This is a genomic window from Flavobacterium sp. TAB 87 (assembly GCF_001529295.1).
Taxonomy (GTDB): Bacteria; Bacteroidota; Bacteroidia; order Flavobacteriales; family Flavobacteriaceae; genus Flavobacterium.
The window spans coordinates 158318-178266 of the sequence record NZ_LLWK01000033.1; the positions used below are offsets into that span (position 1 = coordinate 158318).

A 19949-nucleotide genomic window follows, 5' to 3' on the forward strand; every position below is an offset into this window, starting at 1 on the left:
ACAGATGAATTTCCAAGTTGTTTCCGATTACAGTCCCAAAGGCGATCAACCGCAAGCTATCGAAAAATTATCCCAAGGAATTGAGGATGGTGAAAAGTTCCAGACACTCTTGGGAGTTACGGGCTCAGGAAAAACCTTTACGGTAGCCAACGTAATTCAAGAAGTACAACGTCCTACTTTAGTTTTGGCGCACAATAAAACATTGGCTGCTCAGCTGTATTCCGAATTCAAGCAGTTTTTCCCCAATAATGCGGTGGAATATTTTGTGTCGTATTACGACTATTACCAACCCGAAGCTTTTATGCCAGTAACTGGTGTTTTCATTGAAAAGGATTTATCCATCAACGAAGAATTAGAAAAAATGCGAATGTCAACAACGGCTTCGTTACTTTCTGGTCGGAGAGATATTTTGGTTGTCGCATCGGTTTCCTGTTTGTACGGTATTGGAAACCCTGTAGAATTTCAGAAAAATTTAATTCCGATTGAGAAAGGTCAAGTTATTTCTCGAACTAAATTATTGCATCAGCTGGTGCAAAGTTTATATTCTAGAACCGAAGCTGATTTTAATCCGGGAAGTTTTCGAATAAAAGGCGACACAGTAGATGTGTATCCAAGTTATGCCGATGAGGCGTATCGAATTCATTTCTTTGGAGATGAAATTGAAGAAATAGAAAGTTTTGATACCAAAGACTCTAAAGTCATTGAAAAGTTCGAGCGATTGACCATCTATCCGGCTAACATGTTTGTGACTTCCCCCGACGTATTGCAAGGTGCAATTTGGGATATCCAACAAGATTTAGTCAAACAAGTAGATTATTTTAAGGAAATTGGTAAGCACTTAGAAGCAAAACGTCTGGAAGAGCGTACCAATTTTGATTTAGAAATGATTCGAGAATTAGGATATTGCTCTGGAATTGAAAATTATTCTCGATATCTCGACGGCCGTCTACCTGGCACCAGACCCTTTTGTTTGCTCGATTATTTTCCAAAAGATTATTTAATGGTTGTCGATGAAAGTCACGTAACACTTTCGCAAGTGAGTGCCATGTATGGAGGCGACAGAAGCAGAAAAGAAAATTTAGTAGAATACGGTTTCCGCCTTCCGGCAGCAATGGACAACCGTCCGTTGAAGTTTGAGGAGTTTGAAGCCATGCAAAATCAGGTGATTTATGTATCGGCGACTCCAGCTGATTATGAATTAGCCAAAACAGAAGGTGTCGTAGTTGAACAAGTAATTCGTCCTACAGGATTATTAGATCCAATTATTGAGATTCGACCAAGTTTGAACCAAATTGATGATTTAATCGAAGAAATTCAGGTTCGAGCTGAAAAAGATGAGCGCGTTTTAGTGACTACTTTAACCAAGAGAATGGCTGAAGAACTGGCTAAATACTTAACCAAAGTCAGCATTCGTTGTCGTTATATTCACTCAGAAGTGGACACCTTAGAACGAATTGAAATCATGCAAGATTTGCGAAAAGGAATTTTCGATGTTTTAATTGGTGTGAATTTACTTCGTGAAGGACTGGATTTACCTGAAGTTTCGTTGGTCGCTATTCTAGATGCCGATAAAGAAGGTTTTTTAAGAAGCCATCGTTCGCTGACTCAAACCATTGGTCGTGCCGCGAGAAACTTAAACGGAAGAGCGATTTTATACGCCGATAAAATTACGGCCAGTATGCAAAAAACAATCGACGAAACCGAATACCGCCGCAACAAACAAATGACGTTCAATACCGAAAACAATTTGGTGCCGCAAGCCTTAAATAAAAAAATAGAAAGCGCTTTTACTAAAAATCCGTTGGCTGATTATGAATTGGGCCTCACTTTAAACGCGGCAGCAGAACCAGACACTACCTATTCTTCGAAAGCAGATTTAGAAAAAATGATTCGAGAAAAACGAAAATCAATGGAAAAAGCAGCGAAGGAATTAGACTTTATGCAAGCCGCTAAATTGCGTGACGATATTAAGAAACTACAAACACAATTGGCTTAATTTTCTATTTCTAAATACATGTTGCTTCATGAAAATAAAAATTTTATTTCTCGTTTTAATCTTTGGTTTTCTTACGGCAACAGCGCAAGAAAGTAGTGCTAGCAAAAATATTTCGACTTTTTCGATTGATTCGCCAGAGTTGCAGACAACTAAAAAGATTTGGATCTATTTGCCCGAAAACTATAGAAATTCGAACACCAAATATCCGGTGTTGTACATGCATGATGCTCAGAATTTATTTGATGCCAAGACTTCTTTTGTAGGAGAATGGAATATTGATGAAAAACTAGATAGTTTGCGAGCTCCAATAATTGTGGTGGGAATTGAACATGGAAATGAAAAGCGGATTGACGAACTTACGCCTTATCCTAACGAAAAATATGGTGGCGGAAGCGGTGAAAAGTACACCGAATTTATTGTACAAACATTAAAACCCTACATTGACTCTCATTACCAAACAAAGACCACAGCAAAGAGTACATCAATTATGGGCAGTTCTTTGGGTGGACTGATCTCGATGTATGCCGTTTTAAAATATCCTAAAACGTTTGGCAAGGCTGTTATTTTCTCGCCTTCATTTTGGTTTTCTGATAAAATCTATAATTTGGCTGCAATAAGTCCGAAATTGGATAGCAAAATATATTTTTTATGCGGCGATCATGAAAGTGATGATATGGTTAATGATCTTCAAAAGATGAAAACCTTACTTTTAGAAAACAAAGTGATTGCTTCTAAAAACATGGAAACAAAAATAATTAAAAAGGGCGAGCATAATGAAAAACTCTGGAGAGATGGTTTTGTACATAGCTTTTTATGGTTGGAAAAATTTCAATAATTCATCACTTTTTTATTCAATAAATATCAGACGTCTAATGAAACTTCAATTAAAATCTTACGACTTAAAGTTAAAAAATACGTTTACTATATCTCGAAAATCAATTGACAGTCAACCTTCTTTGGTTGTCGCATTAACGGCTGATGGTTTTTCGGGCTACGGAGAAGCAACTTCTAACCCATACTATAATGCTAGTATTCCCGATTTAATGACTGAAATTGAAAAGGTTAGACTACTAGTTGAACAAACTTATGGTATTCCTCCAGAAGCTTTTTGGGATACGCTTGCACCCCATTTAGCGCACAATAAATTTGCATTATGTGCTTTGGACAATGCGTATAATGATTGGTATGCCCGAAGTAAAAATTTAAAACTCTACGAATTGTGGCAGTATAATATCAGTACAATTCCGTTAACGAATTACACGATAGGAATTGATACTATCGAAAATATGGTTGCGAAATTAAAAGCAAAACCGTGGCCAATTTATAAAATTAAACTAGGAACTGCAGATGATATTGCTATTGTAACCGAGCTGAGAAAACACACTAACGCTATTTTTAGAGTAGATGCTAATTGCGCTTGGACAGCGGAGCAAACTATAACTAATGCTACTACATTAAAAAAATTAGGTGTAGAATTTATAGAACAGCCTTTGGCAGCTGCAGATTGGGAAGGACAACGAGACGTTTTCAAGAAATCGATACTACCAATTATTGCCGATGAAAGTTGTATAACCGAAGATGACGTCGCAAAATGTCACGGTCATTTTCATGGAATTAATATTAAACTAATGAAATGTGGTGGCGTAACGCCCGCCCGACGTATGTTGACGCAAGCGAAACAATTGGGATTAAAAACTATGGTTGGTTGCATGACAGAATCGACCGTAGGTATTTCGGTAATCGCACAACTATTGCCCGAATTGGATTATGTAGATATGGATGGTGCTTTGCTTTTATCTGAAGATATTGCCAGCGGAGTGACTATTATGAATGGTAAGATTGAATATGCTTCTGGTACTGGAACAGGCGTTTCATTATGTGAGGGATTGGGTGAGGGATAGCAGCGAAAATCCTTTTTTGATTTTTTATCAAAAAAGATTGAAGTGCATAGCCCGACCCGCTTTTTCTGCGGGTCACCCCCAAATTAAGATATTCGATTTTATTTTGAATCTGAAAAAATCAAATATGAAATTGGAAAGCCTAGAAAACGTACCTTTGTAAAAAATAAAATGATGACAAATAACGATATCTTAAAAAAATTACGCGTGGCTTTGATGCTCCGTGACGATCAAATAGTAGACATTTTAGAATTGGTAGATTTTAGAATCACTAAATCGGAATTAGGTGCTTTTTTTAGAGCCGAAGACCACCCCAATTATATGGAATGTGGCGACCAAGTTTTGCGTAACTTTTTGAATGCATTAGTAATACATTTGAGAGGAACGAAGGAAAATCCTAAAAATCCGACAGAAGTTTTAGCAAAACACAAAGCAGAAATTCCGAAAAAAGAAGGTCAAAATGATAGACCTGAATTTAAGTCTAAACCAAGAGACGAGGAAAAACATAGAGGTGATCAAGACCCTACTAAAGCAAAATATGCTACTAAAAAGACTTCTAAAAAAGAGTTTCCTAAAGGCAACAACAAACCGCAAGTTGTCGAAAAAGTAAAATACAATTTTGGTAAAAGCAAAAAATCCTAAGTTTAGACTTGGGATTTTTTTTTAATAAAGACAATTTATTACTTCTTAAAATGGGCTGTTTTTTGCTTGAATTCTAAAACAAGCTCATATTCTAAAAGCGAATCACTATTTTTGCTACAAATTTATTTAAAACATGAAAAAACTTATTGTATTTGTAACAATTGCACTTGTTACTGCTTTTGGTTTAAAAGCACAAGAACGTCCCAAATTAGTAGTTGGAATTGTAGTGGATCAAATGAAAATGGAGTATCTATACCGTTTTTCAGATGACTTTTCACCGAATGGTTTCAAGAGATTAATGAATGATGGTTTTGTTTTTCAAAACATGCATTACAATTATATGCCAACCTATACGGCACCAGGACACGCTTCGATTTACACGGGAGCAACTCCTTCGGTACACGGAATTGTTGGTAATGGTTGGTTTAGCCGTAAATTAGGTAAAACTATGTACTGCACCGATGACGCTAGTGTAAAAACAATTGGTGATGGTAGCAAAGAAGAAGGTGAAATGTCACCTAAAAATCTTCAAGCAACCACCATCACCGACGAATTGAGGATGGCAACAAACTTTAAAGGTAAAGTTATTGGATTGAGCATGAAAGATCGCGGTGCTATTTTACCTGCGGGACATTTTGCTAATTGGGCTTTTTGGTATAGCAATACAGGTTCTTTTGTTTCTAGTTCTTTTTACGGAGATGCTTTACCGAAATGGGTAAGTAAATTTAATTCGGAAAAACGCTATATGTCGTATTTCAAAAAAGGATGGGATTTGTACAAACCAGCGGCTACTTATAATGAAAGCTTACCAGATAATAATCCGTATGAAGGAAAATTACATGGCAGCGAAACACCAACTTTTCCGTATGATTTGAAAAAAATGTATGAGAAAAAAGATGCTGGTATTATAAAAGCAACTCCTTTTGGAAATGATTTATTGGCAGAATTTGCCATGGAAGCTATAAAAAGTGAAGAATTAGGTAAAGATAATATTACAGACTTCTTGGCTGTGAGTTTCTCATCTACGGACTATGTTGGACATTTGTTAGGACCACGTTCTATGGAATTGCAAGACACCTATTTACGTTTGGATCAAACTATTGCTGATTTTTTAACGTACTTAGACAAAACTGTAGGTAAAGGAAATTATTTATTGTTTTTAACGGCTGATCACGCTGGTGCGGAAAATGTGGGCTATTTAAAAGACAACAAATATGCGGTTGATTATATCAGTCCAAAAACAATTCGCAGCAGCTTAACGGAATTCTCTAATCAAACTTTTGGAGCAGATTTAGTTTTGAACTATTCTAATTTCAATTTATTTTTTAATAAAGAAATAATCAAAACAAAAGGATTAGAATTAAGCAAAGTAAAGCAAGCTTTTAAAGACTATTTTATGACGCAAGACTACATCAAACGCGCATATACTGAAGAAGAAATTTTAGCTTCTACTGGAGCTGATTATTTCTTAGATTTTATTGCGAAAGGATTTGATGCAACTCAAAATGGTGACATTGTTATACTAGAAAAACCAGGTTACTCAGAGCATGCTCTTTTGGGAACTTCGCACGGAACCGCTTATTCTTATGACACGCACGTTCCTGCAATTTTTTACGGATGGCAAATAAAAGCTGGAGAATCGTACAATAAAAAAGACATTACCGAAATAGCGCCAACTATTGCGCAAAAAATAAAAGTTACTTTCCCGAATGGAACTGAATCTAAAGTGTTAGAAGAAGTATTGAATAAGTAACAATTTAATACCATCAAAAAAGCTGCATCAATTGGTGCAGCTTTTTTTTAGCGAATTTTTAAAACTTGAGATTCTATTTCTCCTAAAAAGAAAACGGAACTAAAATTATTTTAGTTCCGTTTTTCATTAACAATTAAATATATAACCTACACCGCACCAACTGCTGTTGGTAATGGTATTTGATTCTTCAACAAGTCCTCAAATGTTTCGTGCGCACGAATTAAAAATGCTTCACCGTTCAGCCATAAAACCTCAGCTGGTTTGTATCTTGAGTTGTAATTTGAAGCCATTGAAAAGCAATAAGCTCCTGCATTTCTAAAGCATAAAATATCTCCTTCAGCAATTTCTTGAATTCTACGATTGCTCGCAAATGTATCTGTTTCACAAATGTAGCCCACTACAGAATAGAAACGTTCTTTTCCTTTTGGATTAGAAATGTTTTCGATAACGTGCTGTGATCCGTAAAACATAGGGCGAATCAAGTGATTGAATCCGCTGTCAATTCCTGCAAAAACAGTTGACGTTGTTTGTTTCACTACATTTACTTTCGCTAAAAACGAACCTGCTTCGCTCACCAAAAATTTTCCTGGTTCAAAGATTAACGTCAAATCTTTACCATATTCGGTACAGAAAGAATTGAATCTTTTTGATAATTTTTTACCTAATTCTTCAATATCTGTTTCAATATCGTCTTTTTTGTAGGGCACTTTAAAACCACTTCCAAAATCTAAGAATTCTAAGTTTTTGAAATTACGAGCCGCATCAAATAAGATTTCAGCAGCGTACAAGAATACTTCGATATCTAAAATATCAGAACCCGTGTGCATGTGAATACCGACAATGTTCATGTTGGTATTTTCGACAATACGCACCAAATGTGGCAATTGATGTACCGAAATTCCAAATTTACTATCAATGTGTCCTACTGAAATGTTTTCGTTTCCACCTGCCATAACATGCGGATTGATACGAATACAAACTGGTGCATCTGGATATTTTGCTCCAAATTGCTCTAAAATAGACAAGTTGTCAATATTGATTTGAACACCCATTGCAGCTACTTCTTCAATTTCCTCTAAAGAAACACCGTTGGGTGTAAAAAAGATGCGCTCTGGCTCGTAACCTGCATGCAGTCCGAGTTGTACTTCTTGAATAGAAACAGTATCTAAACCAGCTCCCATATCTTTTAACAACTGAAGAATGGCAATGTTAGACAATGCCTTCATTGCGTAATTAATCTTTAAGTTTTCTACTTTCGCGAAAGCTTTGGTTAATCTTTTATATTGCGATTGAATTTTTTCACCATCGTATACGTATAGTGGCGATCCAAATTGTTCTGCTATTTGTAGTAAATCTTTTGATTGCATGTTTAGTTATTTTAGGCAAATTTATTACTCTTTTAAGTTTCTACAAACAAAAAAGATAAAAATAACAAATTATAACAAATTGTTTAAAAACAAACAATTTATACGATTCGTAATTCTTTCGACCAAAAAAGCCCTTGAATTGAAATCAAGGGCTTTGTTATTTCTATTCTTACAATTATACTGCCGGTAAGTCCCCGCCTTCTTTGGTCGCCAAATCGGATTTTCCCATTAAATAAATATCCAATTGGCGCGCTGCTTCTCTTCCTTCAGAAATCGCCCAAACAATTAGCGACTGTCCGCGGCGCATATCACCAGCCGTAAAAATATTAGGTACGTTGGTTTGATAATTTTTCGCTTGGTAATTACCTCTAAAATCAATTTCAAGTCCCAATTGCTGACTCAATGTTTTTTCGGGACCAGTAAAACCCAATGCGAGCAAAACCAAATCGCAAGGCCATGTTTTTTCTGAACCTGCAACTTCAATTAATTCGGGACGTTGACCTGGAATAATTTTCCATTCTACAGCAACAGTTTTCAAAGCAATTAATTTACCTGAAACATCTTTTATAAATTCTTTCGTATTGATTAACCAATTTCTTTCGCAACCTTCTTTGTGTGAACTAGAGGTTTTTAGTTGTAAAGGCCAATATGGCCAAGGCGTTGCGGCACTTCTTCCCACAGCGGGTTTAGGCATGATTTCAAAATTGGTTACCGATTTGGCTCCTTGACGATTGGACGTTCCCACGCAATCTGAACCTGTATCACCGCCTCCAATTACAATTACATCTTTGCCTGTTGCGAGATATTGATTTTCGACTTTTTCGCCATAAACGACCTTCGTTTGCTGGGTTAAGAAATCCATGGCTTGCACCACTCCGTCGGCGTCTGCTCCTGACGTTGGTAAACCTCTTTTTTCCGTCGCTCCGCCACAAAGCATAATTGCATCAAACGCTTTTAAATCGCTTATTAGATAATTAACACCAACATTAGTATTGACTTTAAAAATAATCCCTTCTGCCTTTAAAATAGCGACACGTCTGTCGATAATTCCTTTTTCTAGTTTGAAATTCGGAATACCGTAACGCAGCAAACCGCCAATCGCATTGTCCCTTTCAAAAACCGTTACCAGATGACCTGCTCTGTTTAATTGTTGCGCTGCTGCTAAACCTGCGGGACCAGAACCAATTACCGCAACAGTTTTTCCTGTTCTTGTTTTTGGAGGTTGTGGTTTGATCCAACCTTCTTGAAACGCGCGTTCGACTATATTTTTTTCGATATTTTCTATAGCAACTGGATCTTCTATAAGTCCAAGCACACACGCTTTTTCACAAGGTGCTGGACACAAACGTCCTGTAAATTCTGGAAAATTATTTGTGGAATGTAAGATCCAAGATGCTTTTTGCCATTCCCCTTGATATATCATGTGATTGAAATCTGGAATTAAATTTCCCAACGGGCAACCACTGTGACAAAACGGAATACCGCAATCCATGCAGCGAGAACCTTGTTTTGATACTTCAGCCACACTCAAAGGAACTGTAAATTCATTGTAATTTGATACACGCTCTTGCACGGCAATGTATGATTCGTCCTGTCTTTCAAATTCTTTAAAACCTGTTACTTTTCCCATTGTATTATGCTGTTAATTCTTCTACCATTTGTTCTTCTGTCTCTAAACGTATCAGTGCTTTTTTGTATTCTGTAGGCATAATTTTTACAAAATTATTCACGCTATTTTCCCAATATTCTAATAAAGCAGTTCCTTTGGTACTGTTAGTGTACAAAACATGTTTTTCAATCAATTGTCTCAAATCATCAGCATCTTCGCCTGCTACTTTTTCAAATTCGATGGTTTCCGTATTGCACAATCCATTGGTAAATTTATTTTCGGGATCATAAATATAAGCGACACCACCACTCATGCCGGCGGCAAAATTACGTCCGGTTTCACCAAGCACGACTACTTTTCCGCCGGTCATGTATTCGCAACCGTGATCACCAACTCCTTCTACAACCGCTGTTGCACCAGAATTACGTACGGCAAAACGCTCGCCTGCAATACCATTAATGTACGCTTCTCCTTCGACTGCGCCAAAGAGACAAACGTTTCCAACAATGATATTTTTATCAGCAGCAAAAGTAGCTGTGGCAGGTTTTTTTATAATCAATTTAGCGCCCGAAAGTCCTTTCCCTAAATAATCGTTGGTATTTCCTTCTACTGTAAAAGTTAATCCGTGTGCGCTAAAAGCACCTAAACTTTGCCCAGCAGAACCGGTAAAATTAATGTTCAACGTATCTTCTGGTAAACCCAAGTGGCCATAAATTTTAGAAATTTCGTTGCTGACAATAGCGCCAACCGAACGATTGGTATTGTTGATTGGAAAATTTAAAGTCATCTTCTCTTTTCGATACAAAGCACGATGTGACTCTTTTAGTATTTGAAAATCTAAAACATTTTCTAAATTATGATCTTGTTTTTCTGTATTTCTAACTACCATTCCACTATAAGCTACTGGCCTGTATAAGATTGACGATAAATCCAATCCTTTAGCTTTGTAATGGTCGATTGCTTTATTGGTGTTTAATTTATGAGTTTGGCCAATCATTTCTTCTAAAGTTCTGAAGCCCAATTGAGCCATAATTGCTCTTAGTTCTTCTGCCACATAAAAAAAGAAATTAATAACGTGTTCTGGCGTTCCTTTGAAGTTTTTGCGCAAGTCTTTATCTTGTGTTGCAATTCCGACTGGACAGGTATTCAAATGGCATTTACGCATCATGATACAACCCGAAGCTACCAAAGGTGCCGTTGCAAAACCAAATTCTTCGGCTCCCAGCAAGGTCGCAATTGCCACATCACGACCCGTTTTTAATTGACCGTCACATTCGACTACAATTCTACTTCTTAAATTATTTAAAACTAAGGTCTGCTGCGCTTCAGCCAATCCCAATTCCCAAGGAAGCCCGGCGTGTTTTAATGACGTTAAAGGTGAAGCTCCGGTTCCGCCATCGTAACCTGCAATTAAAACCACATCGGCTTTGGCTTTGGCAACTCCAGCAGCAATGGTTCCCACGCCAACTTCTGAAACTAATTTTACATTAATTCTCGCTGCTCTATTGGCATTTTTTAAGTCAAAAATTAACTGTGCTAAATCTTCAATAGAATAAATATCATGGTGTGGCGGTGGCGAAATTAATCCCACAAATGGCGTCGAATTACGTGCTGCTGCAATCCAAGGCAATACTTTTTCTCCAGGTAATTGTCCACCTTCTCCAGGTTTTGCACCTTGCGCCATTTTAATCTGAATTTCTTTGGCGCTAGACAAATAGTGTGACGTTACGCCAAAACGCCCTGAGGCAACTTGCTTGATAGCGGAATTACGACTGTCGCCGTTCACATCAGGTTGAAAACGAGTTCTATCTTCTCCACCTTCGCCAGAATTTGATTTTCCACCAATACGGTTCATGGCGATTGCTAAATTTTCATGCGCTTCTCTAGAAATAGAACCATAAGACATAGCTCCCGTTTTGAAACGTTTGACAATTTCTGTCCAAGGCTCCACTTCGTCGAGTGGAATGGGATCTAAATTGTCAAATTCGAACAAACCACGAATAGTCATTAAATTTTTGGCCTGATCGTTCACGGCATTCGCATATACATCATAACTGTCTTGATCGCTCAACCGAACGGCTTGCTGCAATTTGGCAATAGTTGTTGGGTTAAACATGTGTCGTTCGCCATTGCGTCTCCAGCGGTATTCGCCACCAATATTCAAGCCCAATCGATTGGCCACCTCTGTATCTGGATAAGCATATTTATAACGAGCCGTAATTTCTTTTTCAATCTCATACAAGCCAATTCCTTCAATTCTTGAAGTCGTGTACGGAAAGTATTTTTGAACAAATTTTGAATTGAAACCCACAATCTCAAAAATCTGAGAACCTCGATACGAATGCAAAGTCGAGATTCCGATCTTATTCATAATCTTCAAAATCCCAGAACCAATCGCTTTATTAAAATTGTCAACTGCTTTTTGTTCAGTAATTCCGGTAATGAAACCCTCTTGTACTTGCACCCGAATAATTTCATTAACCATATATGGATTAATAGCGCTGGCGCCATATCCAAATAAAGTGGCAAAATGATGTGGTTCGCGTGGTTCAGCCGATTCAATGATGATATCAAAATAGGAGCGCTTGCGCAAACGGTTCATTTGATGATTGACATAGGAACAAGCCAATAGTGACGGAATTGGTGCAAATTCTTTGTTCACACCTCGATCTGAAAGTATAATAATATTTATTCCTTGTTCTACCGCTTTTGTAATTTGAACGATAATTGCATCCAAAGCATTTTCTAAACCATTTAAACCTTTGTCTTTTTCATATAAAATTTCAAAAGTTTCAGCTTTGAAATTATCAATCGAAATATTTCTTATTTTTTCTAAATCGTCGTTAGAAATAACTGGATTCTGAATTTTTAATTTGCGGCATTGTTTGCTTGTAATGTCAAAAACATTGCGGTCTTGTCCTAAATTCAAACTAATATCAGTTACAATTTCTTCTCGGATTCCATCCAAAGGCGGATTCGTCACTTGGGCAAATAACTGTTTGAAATAATTTGAAATCAGTTGTGGTCTGTCTGATAAAACCGCTAAAGGCGTATCAGTTCCCATAGATCCCAGCGCTTCTTTACCCGCCTGAGCCATTGGCGTAATTACATCCTGAATGTCTTCAATCGTGTAATTAAACAACCGTTCTCTGGTTTTAAGATCGATAGTTTCTATCGGGCAAACTTCCGACGTTGATGGCACATCTTTCAAGTGCAAACGGTATTTATCCAACCATTCTTGGTACGGTCTCTCCGAAACAATTTTACTCTTTATTTCTTCATCATTAATAATTCGGCCGTTGTTCATGTCTACTAAGAACATTTTTCCTGGTTCTAATCGTCCATGACTCTCTACATCTTCAGGGGCAACTTCTACGACTCCAATTTCTGACGCCATAATTAATTTTCCGCTTTTGGTCACTGTATAACGAGAAGGTCTCAAGCCATTTCTATCCAATAAAGCGCCAATATAATCACCATCCGTAAATGGTACTGACGCAGGTCCGTCCCACGGTTCCATGATACAAGCGTTATATTCATAAAATGCTTTTCTTTCAGGAGACATTGTTTTGTGTTTTTCCCAAGCTTCTGGAATCATCATCATCATTACTTCGGGCAACGATCTTCCGGTGTGTGTCAATAACTCTACAACCATATCCATAGAAGCAGAATCTGATTTTCCTGGTAAAATGATTGGAAATAATTTTTCGATTTGCGGACCAAATACGTCACTTTTCATGATTTCTTCGCGGACACGCATGCGACTAACGTTTCCTCTTAAAGTGTTAATTTCTCCATTTTGACACATGAATCGGAACGGTTGTGCCAGTTCCCAAGTTGGCATGGTATTGGTCGAAAAACGCTGGTGCACCAAAGCCAAACGAGTGACTAAATCAGTTTGTTGCAAGTCGGTATAATACGGCCCAATATCCTCGGGCATAATTACACCTTTGTATATTATGGTAGTAGTTGATAAACTGGCCACATAGAAATAGCCACCTTGAGAAATTTTTGAGTTCGCAATAGTATGTTCTGTAATTTTGCGAGCTGCATATAATTTTGCTTTAAAAACAGCATCGCTAATTACTTCTTTCTGTGCGATAAAAACTTGCTCAATTGCTGGCTCAGAAGCCAAAGCAATTTCGCCTAAATGCGAAGAATCAACGGGTACTGCTCTCCATCCTAAAACAGAAAGCCCTTGTGCTTCCAATTCTTTTTCAAATAACGCTTTGCAGTAATTATATTGATTTTTAATTTTTGGCAAGAAAACCATACCTACAGCGTATTCCCGTGCCGCTGGTAATAAGAATTCACAAACTCGAACAAAATATTCGTGCGGGATGTCAATTAAAAGTCCTGCGCCATCTCCTGTTTTTCCATCTGCACTAACGCCGCCTCTGTGTTCTAGCTTTACTAGAATTTCTAGCGCATCATGAATAATTTGATTGGTTTTTTCTCCTTTTAAATTACAGATAAAACCAGCTCCACAGTTTTCATGTTCGAATTCGGGTAAATAAAGACCTTGTTTTTTAATTTTCATCCGTGCTATATTTTTTATTCAAAAATAAAGAATTCATTGAATAAAATTTAGATAAAACATTCTTTTGATGCAATTTTTACAACATAAACAGGATTTTAATTCGAAAATATCAAATCTGAAAAGAATGGCTTTCCAAATTATCAGATTCACAATTGGAAAGATTCGACCGAGACAAAACTTCATTAAATTAGACATAAAACAAGATTAAATTCATCAAAACACAAACGTTATAGTGATTTTAGTAATTGTTATTTTTTTGAAAATTACCACAACTCCCCGCTTTTTAAATTTAAAATCGCAACTTAATTCTATCCATTAAAGCAAAATTGCTCCTTGTATCGACGCTTAAATTATGAAATAATTTTTCTTTCTAGAGGTCATTTTTTTAATTACAAGAATTTAAAATGTTGAAAAAATTCTAAAAAAAATCACGCATAGTCAAGGAGTTTCTTACAAGCATAAATACATTTTAAAAACATTTCAAATTAAATAATGAAACCCGTGACTTTTAAAGTTTTAATTTCAAAAATATTTCACTCTTACGTACATTTTTGCTACTTTTGTGCCACTTTTAATCTGAAAAAGATTCAGAACCAGACAAATTCTATATTATGAACATACACGAATATCAAGGAAAAGAGATTTTAGCTAGTTACGGAGTACGCATTCAGCGCGGTATCGTAGCTAATACACCTGAAGAAGCTGTTGCAGCTGCAAAACAATTGACTGCCGAAACTGGTACAGGATGGCACGTAATTAAAGCACAAGTTCACGCAGGTGGTCGTGGAAAAGGTGGTGGAGTTAAGCTTGCTAAGAATTTAGAGCAGGTTAAAGAAATTGCAGGACAAATTATCGGAATGCAATTGGTTACGCCTCAAACTTCTGCAGAAGGTAAAAAAGTGAGTACTATTTTAGTAGCAGAAGATGTTTACTATCCTGGTGAAACTGAAACTTCTGAATTCTATGTTTCTGTTTTATTAAATAGAGGTACAGGTCGCAACATGATTATGTATTCTACTGAAGGTGGAATGGATATTGAAGAAGTTGCTGAAAAAACGCCTGAGTTAATCTTTACTGAAGAAGTTGATCCTTCAGTTGGACTACAAGGTTTTCAAGCAAGAAGAATTGCCTTTAATTTAGGTCTTTCTGGAAATGCTTTTAAAGAAATGGTAAAATTTATCGATGCTTTATATAAAGCTTACATTGGTACGGACGCTTCTATGTTCGAAATCAATCCAGTTTTAAAAACATCTGACAATAAAATTATGGCTGTTGATGCAAAAGTTAATATTGACGATAATGCATTGTACAGACAACAAAAAATTGCCGATATGCGTGACATCCGTGAGGAAAATGCAATTGAGGTAGAAGCAAAAGAAGTTGGATTGAACTACGTAGATCTTGACGGTACTGTTGGATGTATGGTAAATGGTGCAGGTCTTGCTATGGCAACAATGGACTTAATTAAGTATGCTGGTTTTGAGCCTGCAAACTTCTTAGACGTTGGTGGAACTGCAGATGCAAAACGTGTTGAAACTGCTTTCCGTATCATCTTAAAAGATCCAAACGTAAAAGCAATTTTGATTAATATCTTTGGTGGAATCGTTCGTTGTGACCGTGTTGCTCAAGGTGTTGTTGATGCTTACAAAAATATGGGAGATGCTATTAAAGTGCCTATCATTGTACGTTTGCAAGGAACAAATGCTGAAATTGCTAAAGAGTTAATTGACAATTCTGGAATGCCAATTTTATCTGCTGTTGCTTTTCAAGAAGCAGCTGACCAAGTTCAAGCAGCGCTTTCTTAATCTTATAAATAAGATCTTGTTATATATAAAAACCTGTTCGAAAGAGCAGGTTTTTTTGTTTAGTAAAAAGGTGTCTTTTTGAAGAATAGATGTAAAAATATTCTAGAAAGATACCGTTACTTATTTGTTTTCATTCCAGTAGTAACTGTCGGGATGCATTCGTTGCCCGAAGATTGCCGTTCCAACCCTTACAATAGTAGCACCTTCTTCGATTGCTATTTCTAGATCGCCGCTCATGCCCATCGACAATTCTTTCATTTCGACATTCGGAATGTGCAATGCGATTGTTTCTGTTTGAATCGATTTTAATAGTTGGAAACAAGTCCGCACTTTATCATTCTCGGCGCTGAACAATCCAATAGTCATCAAACCTTTAATTTTCATGGTTTCTAATTGCGCTACTTGTTGAATTAGTTCGATTGCGCTGTCTGGATGCACGCCAAATTTACTTTCTTCGTTCGACGTATTTACTTGTATTAAGATGTCAATCGTTTTATTTTCATGCAACAATCGCTGATGTAATTTTTGTGCTAAATCGATTCGATCCACCGACTGAATGCAGGTGACGTTATACTTGAGAATGTCCTTGATTTTATTGGTTTGCAAATGTCCAATAAAATGCTTTTCATGCATCACGGATTGCAATTCTTCAAATTTCTCTTTAATTTCTTGAACTCTGTTTTCTCCTATTAACGACTGCCCTGCTTCAACTGCGACTTTTATGCGATCAGCAGAAACTGTTTTGGTAGCCATCAGCAAACGAACTGTAGCAGCATCTCGATTACTTTTAAGACAAGCTGCATCAATTCGTTGCAAAATATTTTTTAGGTTGGGTATCAGGTGCTCGGTCATAATTAATCTTCTTTACCTTGATTTTCTAATTTTTCGATCATTATTGACTTTACGCTGGTGTAAGCGTAATCTTTGGCTTCGGCAAACGAAATTTCATATTTCCTTTTGATGTTTTTCATTTCCGGAGTAAAAGAGCTTAACAACTTATCGTAGTAAGAATCTAATACCGCTGTATTAGGTTTTTCGAAGTTGATTCGCAATTGAAACCTGCGCAACAAAGCCGTATCAATAATTTCTGGATGATTGGTAGCGCAAATCAACAACGCATTATTCGGATAATAATCGATTAGTTGAATGATCGTATTTACCAATCGTCTCATTTCTCCGACATCTTTATCATCTTCTCCTCTCGCCTTCCCAATTTGGTCGAATTCATCTAAAAAAAGAACGGCTTTATCGCGAGCTGCTTTATCAAAAACCTGTTTGATGTTTTGCGAAGTTTCCCCAATTCGAGCACAAACTATAGTACTTAGATTTAATGTCAAAATTGGTTTACCAAGTGCATTTGCAATGGCTTTGGCAGTAGTTGTTTTTCCACAACCAGAATCGCCTTGCAGTAATATCTTGTTGTTTACCGGCAAGCCGTACTTGGTGAGTTCGTCAATATATTTATGCTCCTTGATTAGTTGCTGAATGTGCCTTCGATTGTCATCGTCTAGAAAAACAGCATCAAGAGCAACCACTTCTTTGTCGTCGATAATAAGATTAAATACGTTCATTATAGCAAGTCAAATTTTTGAGTACTAATTTAATTAATAAAGACGAACTCTAATGGCTATGGCTGGTTTTTAATTTTATATTCAAAATATTTTAAGGATCTAGTAAAAAGGATTGCAAGATTATAAAAGAATAGTTCACAATTAAATTTGAACTACATAATCTGTTTTCGACTTGTAAATTCGAATGTTTTATTAACCTATTATATAGACGACACTATTAATTACTATATGACTATTAATTGATATAGACTTCTTAAAAGCTACAAAATAAAATCATTAAACTCTATATAACAGCACATTAAAATTATTTCTGTGAATTTTAGAACAATTACAGATTATCGTATAAGACAATTTATCGACTTTAATTGCAATTTTACATCTGTGAAAACAATATAAACACTAAAATTAAAAATATCATGGAAAATAATTTAAATAATGACCATACAGGAAGAAATCAAATGTTAACAGGAATGTTTGCTGACCGCGAAAGTACCGAAAATGCGTATAACGCACTTCACGAACGTGGATATTCAAAAGAAGAAATCAACTTAGTAATGTCTGACGAAACGCGTAAAAAATATTATTCAGATAAAAATGATGATTCAGAATTAGGAACAAAAGCTGCTGAAACAGCTGGAGCTGGATCTGCAATTGGGGGGACAATTGGCGCTATTGTAGGTGTTATCGCTGCAATTGGAACTAGTGTAGTTATTCCTGGATTAGGATTAATCGTCGCTGGACCTTTAGCCGCAGGACTTGCTGGAGCTGGAGCTGGTGGAATTACTGGTGGACTGATTGGTGCCCTTGTAGGATCAGGAATCCCTGAAGAACGTGCTAAAATCTATGAGTCAGGAATTAATGAAGGCCACGTAGTACTAGGGATTCATCCTAGAAACACTGACGATGCTGACTATTTAGAGCAAAATTGGAATACCAACCGCGGTACCAACATTTACAGATAATACAAACAGCTTAAAAAAAAAATACCCGTCATTTACTATGACGGGTATTTTTTTTACTCTATATTTTTTCTTTAGTAGGTATTTGAGCCATCGCAAGCTCCGCAATCGCAGTTATCGACAACGAAGGATTTACACCAGGATTTGCCGAAATCATCGATCCATCAATGATATATAAATTTTTATAACCAAAAACTTTATTGTTTTTATCAATAACCCCTTCCGAAGCATTTGCTCCCATCACGGCGCCTCCCAAAATATGTGCTGTTGACGGTATTCCTGCAATCGTTTCTAAAGCAAAAGAAGTACTGATACCATTTACCGCTTTACTGTATTCTTTAATCAATATCACCGACTCTGGAATAAAAGGCGTTGGTTTTTGACCCGAACTTACAGTAGAAGTCATCAATCCAAATATGTTTCTTTTAAATCGAAGTGTACTATCTAAGGTTTGCATAAAAAGCAGCACCACCGTTTGCTTTGCCCAGCTGTTAACAAAGTAAATTTTGAAATATTGAATCGGTGATTTAATTAAAGCTACGACCACTTTTAGTAATCTAGAGAACACATTACTGCCAGTAACGTAAGGCATATGAATGAGTTTCCAAGCATTCGAACCTTCAGAATAGCGGCATATTTCTAAATGACTGTTGGCATCAGTATTCAAAATACTACCTATCGCAACGCCTTTCGAATAATTTTTATGTTTTTCAAGACTAGAAACGCTAACCAAAGTTTCATTGTTGGTTCTTATGTCTTCTCCTAATCTATCAGAGATATTAGGTAAGGAGTTGCTTTTTAATTTGAGTAAGAGCTTTATGGTTCCCAAAACGCCGCCCGAAAAAATTACATTTTTACTCCTAATTTTGCGTTTCTTAGAAAATAGTTTTGTGCTTGTTTGAATGGTCACTTCGTAGCCGTTCGCACCATCTTTCTCATCAAGAGGTTTCACGTCACAAACTTCCTGTTCTGCCAATATTTCTGCACCATATTTTTGTGCCAGATACAAGTAATTTTTATCTAGCGTATTTTTAGAATTATTTCGACAACCCGTCATGCAAGCGCCACAAAAGTTGCAGCCTGTTCGATCTGGCCCCATGCCTTCAAAGTACGGATCGACTTTGGTTACATTCTCTTCGCCAAAATAAACCGCTACATTGGTCACATCAAATTTATCTTCCATACCGAGATTTTGAGCTACTTTTTGCAGTCCAATATCGCCGTCAAATAATTTAGGTACGCGAGCGGCACCCAGCATTTTTAATGCTTCTTGATAATGTGGTGCCAGTTCCTTTTCCCAGTCGCGCAGTTTTTGCCAACTTCCCGTTTTAAAGAAGGTCGATTCTGGAATGGGTAAAGTATTGGCATAAACCAATGATCCACCGCCAACACCAGTTCCCGAAAGTACAGCGACATGCTTAAAAATACTTAGTTTCATGATACCGAAAAATCGAAAGCTTGGCATCCAAAGCCACTTTCTAAAGTTCCAGTTGGTCTTCGGAAAATCTTCTGCTTTAAACCATTTCCCTTTTTCAATTACTAAAACCGAGTATCCTTTTTTCGCCAATCGCAAGGCACTGACCGAACCACCAAAACCACTTCCTATTATAATATAATCGTATTCCATCCTATGATTGAAAATTTAGTTGGGTTTTTCATTAAAGTAAAATTAACACTAAATTCCCACCGATTAAAAGTATAACTTTAAAAAAAATAAATTTGATGTAAAACAAAATATAGACTTTTTTGGAACCCTATGAATTTCATAATTCTTTATTATTTACTACTAGCGGTATCTCAAGAATACGA

The 19949-nt window shown here is 36.6% G+C and carries 13 protein-coding genes; 7 read left to right on the plus strand and 6 right to left on the minus strand.

Going from position 1 to position 19949, the window contains the following annotated elements; translation table 11 throughout:
- Nucleotides 1-4 precede the first annotated feature (4 nt).
- The 5 genes from uvrB (at nt 5) to pafA (ending at nt 6289) form a co-directional block, all read left to right on the plus strand.
- Nucleotides 5-1996, plus strand: a complete 1992-nt coding sequence (gene uvrB, locus AP058_RS05445; protein WP_066307584.1) for an excinuclease ABC subunit UvrB — start codon at nt 5-7, stop codon at nt 1994-1996.
- A 28-nt stretch (nt 1997-2024) separates the two neighbouring features.
- Nucleotides 2025-2831: an alpha/beta hydrolase gene (locus AP058_RS05450; protein WP_066307586.1), complete on the plus strand. Its 807-nt coding sequence runs from the start codon at nt 2025-2027 to the stop codon at nt 2829-2831.
- 37 nt (nt 2832-2868) lie between these two features.
- Entirely contained in the window at nt 2869-3897 is a 1029-nt protein-coding gene (locus tag AP058_RS05455) for a dipeptide epimerase (RefSeq protein WP_066307587.1), read from the plus strand.
- A gap of 171 nt (nt 3898-4068) precedes the next feature.
- Complete coding sequence (locus AP058_RS05460; protein ID WP_066307590.1) at nt 4069-4536, plus strand: DUF1456 family protein; 468 nt, start codon at nt 4069-4071, stop codon at nt 4534-4536.
- 133 nt (nt 4537-4669) lie between these two features.
- Nucleotides 4670-6289 carry an alkaline phosphatase PafA gene (gene pafA / locus AP058_RS05465; protein WP_066307591.1) on the plus strand — a complete coding sequence of 540 codons (1620 nt, stop codon included), beginning with the start codon at nt 4670-4672 and terminating at the stop codon, nt 6287-6289.
- Between the two features lie 146 nt (nt 6290-6435).
- Here pafA and lysA read toward each other — a convergent pair whose 3' ends face one another.
- The 3 genes from lysA to gltB form a co-directional block, all read right to left on the minus strand.
- A complete protein-coding gene (lysA, locus tag AP058_RS05470) occupies nt 6436-7656 on the minus strand; it encodes a diaminopimelate decarboxylase (protein WP_066307594.1) in 1221 nt (406 codons plus the stop codon).
- 175 nt (nt 7657-7831) lie between these two features.
- The gene (locus tag AP058_RS05475; RefSeq protein ID WP_066307595.1) at nt 7832-9286 is read right to left on the minus strand and encodes a glutamate synthase subunit beta; all 1455 of its coding nucleotides are present in this window, start codon (nt 9284-9286) and stop codon (nt 7832-7834) included.
- A gap of 4 nt (nt 9287-9290) precedes the next feature.
- Nucleotides 9291-13799, minus strand: coding sequence for a glutamate synthase large subunit (gltB, locus tag AP058_RS05480; protein WP_066307732.1), 4509 nt, complete (start codon nt 13797-13799; stop codon nt 9291-9293).
- 617 nt (nt 13800-14416) lie between these two features.
- Here gltB and sucC point away from each other — a divergent pair.
- The gene (sucC, locus tag AP058_RS05485) at nt 14417-15610 is read left to right on the plus strand and encodes an ADP-forming succinate--CoA ligase subunit beta (RefSeq protein ID WP_066307597.1); all 1194 of its coding nucleotides are present in this window, start codon (nt 14417-14419) and stop codon (nt 15608-15610) included.
- A gap of 120 nt (nt 15611-15730) precedes the next feature.
- Here sucC and AP058_RS05490 read toward each other — a convergent pair whose 3' ends face one another.
- Complete coding sequence (locus AP058_RS05490; RefSeq protein WP_066307598.1) at nt 15731-16462, minus strand: YggS family pyridoxal phosphate-dependent enzyme; 732 nt, start codon at nt 16460-16462, stop codon at nt 15731-15733.
- Nucleotides 16463-16464: 2 nt separating this feature from the next.
- Complete coding sequence (locus tag AP058_RS05495; protein ID WP_066307601.1) at nt 16465-17181, minus strand: AAA family ATPase; 717 nt, start codon at nt 17179-17181, stop codon at nt 16465-16467.
- Nucleotides 17182-17597: 416 nt separating this feature from the next.
- Here AP058_RS05495 and AP058_RS05500 point away from each other — a divergent pair, with 416 nt between their 5' ends.
- The gene (locus tag AP058_RS05500; protein ID WP_066307604.1) at nt 17598-18143 is read left to right on the plus strand and encodes a hypothetical protein; all 546 of its coding nucleotides are present in this window, start codon (nt 17598-17600) and stop codon (nt 18141-18143) included.
- Nucleotides 18144-18201: 58 nt separating this feature from the next.
- Here AP058_RS05500 and AP058_RS05505 read toward each other — a convergent pair whose 3' ends face one another.
- On the minus strand, nt 18202-19767 hold the full coding sequence (locus tag AP058_RS05505; protein ID WP_066307606.1) for a GMC oxidoreductase: 1566 nt from the start codon (nt 19765-19767) through the stop codon (nt 18202-18204).
- Nucleotides 19768-19949 lie beyond the last annotated feature (182 nt).

What these genes read in the sequence shown, in the direction of transcription:
- uvrB (WP_066307584.1), top strand. Translation starts at nt 5, where the DNA reads ATGAATTTCCAAGTTGTTTCCGATTACAGTCCCAAAGGCGATCAACCG.
- AP058_RS05450 (WP_066307586.1), top strand. Translation starts at nt 2,025, where the DNA reads ATGAAAATAAAAATTTTATTTCTCGTTTTAATCTTTGGTTTTCTTACG.
- AP058_RS05455 (WP_066307587.1), top strand. Translation starts at nt 2,869, where the DNA reads ATGAAACTTCAATTAAAATCTTACGACTTAAAGTTAAAAAATACGTTT.
- AP058_RS05460 (WP_066307590.1), top strand. Translation starts at nt 4,069, where the DNA reads ATGACAAATAACGATATCTTAAAAAAATTACGCGTGGCTTTGATGCTC.
- pafA (WP_066307591.1), top strand. Translation starts at nt 4,670, where the DNA reads ATGAAAAAACTTATTGTATTTGTAACAATTGCACTTGTTACTGCTTTT.
- lysA (WP_066307594.1), bottom strand. Translation starts at nt 7,656, where the DNA reads ATGCAATCAAAAGATTTACTACAAATAGCAGAACAATTTGGATCGCCA.
- AP058_RS05475 (WP_066307595.1), bottom strand. Translation starts at nt 9,286, where the DNA reads ATGGGAAAAGTAACAGGTTTTAAAGAATTTGAAAGACAGGACGAATCA.
- sucC (WP_066307597.1), top strand. Translation starts at nt 14,417, where the DNA reads ATGAACATACACGAATATCAAGGAAAAGAGATTTTAGCTAGTTACGGA.
- AP058_RS05490 (WP_066307598.1), bottom strand. Translation starts at nt 16,462, where the DNA reads ATGACCGAGCACCTGATACCCAACCTAAAAAATATTTTGCAACGAATT.
- AP058_RS05495 (WP_066307601.1), bottom strand. Translation starts at nt 17,181, where the DNA reads ATGAACGTATTTAATCTTATTATCGACGACAAAGAAGTGGTTGCTCTT.
- AP058_RS05500 (WP_066307604.1), top strand. Translation starts at nt 17,598, where the DNA reads ATGGAAAATAATTTAAATAATGACCATACAGGAAGAAATCAAATGTTA.
- AP058_RS05505 (WP_066307606.1), bottom strand. Translation starts at nt 19,767, where the DNA reads ATGGAATACGATTATATTATAATAGGAAGTGGTTTTGGTGGTTCGGTC.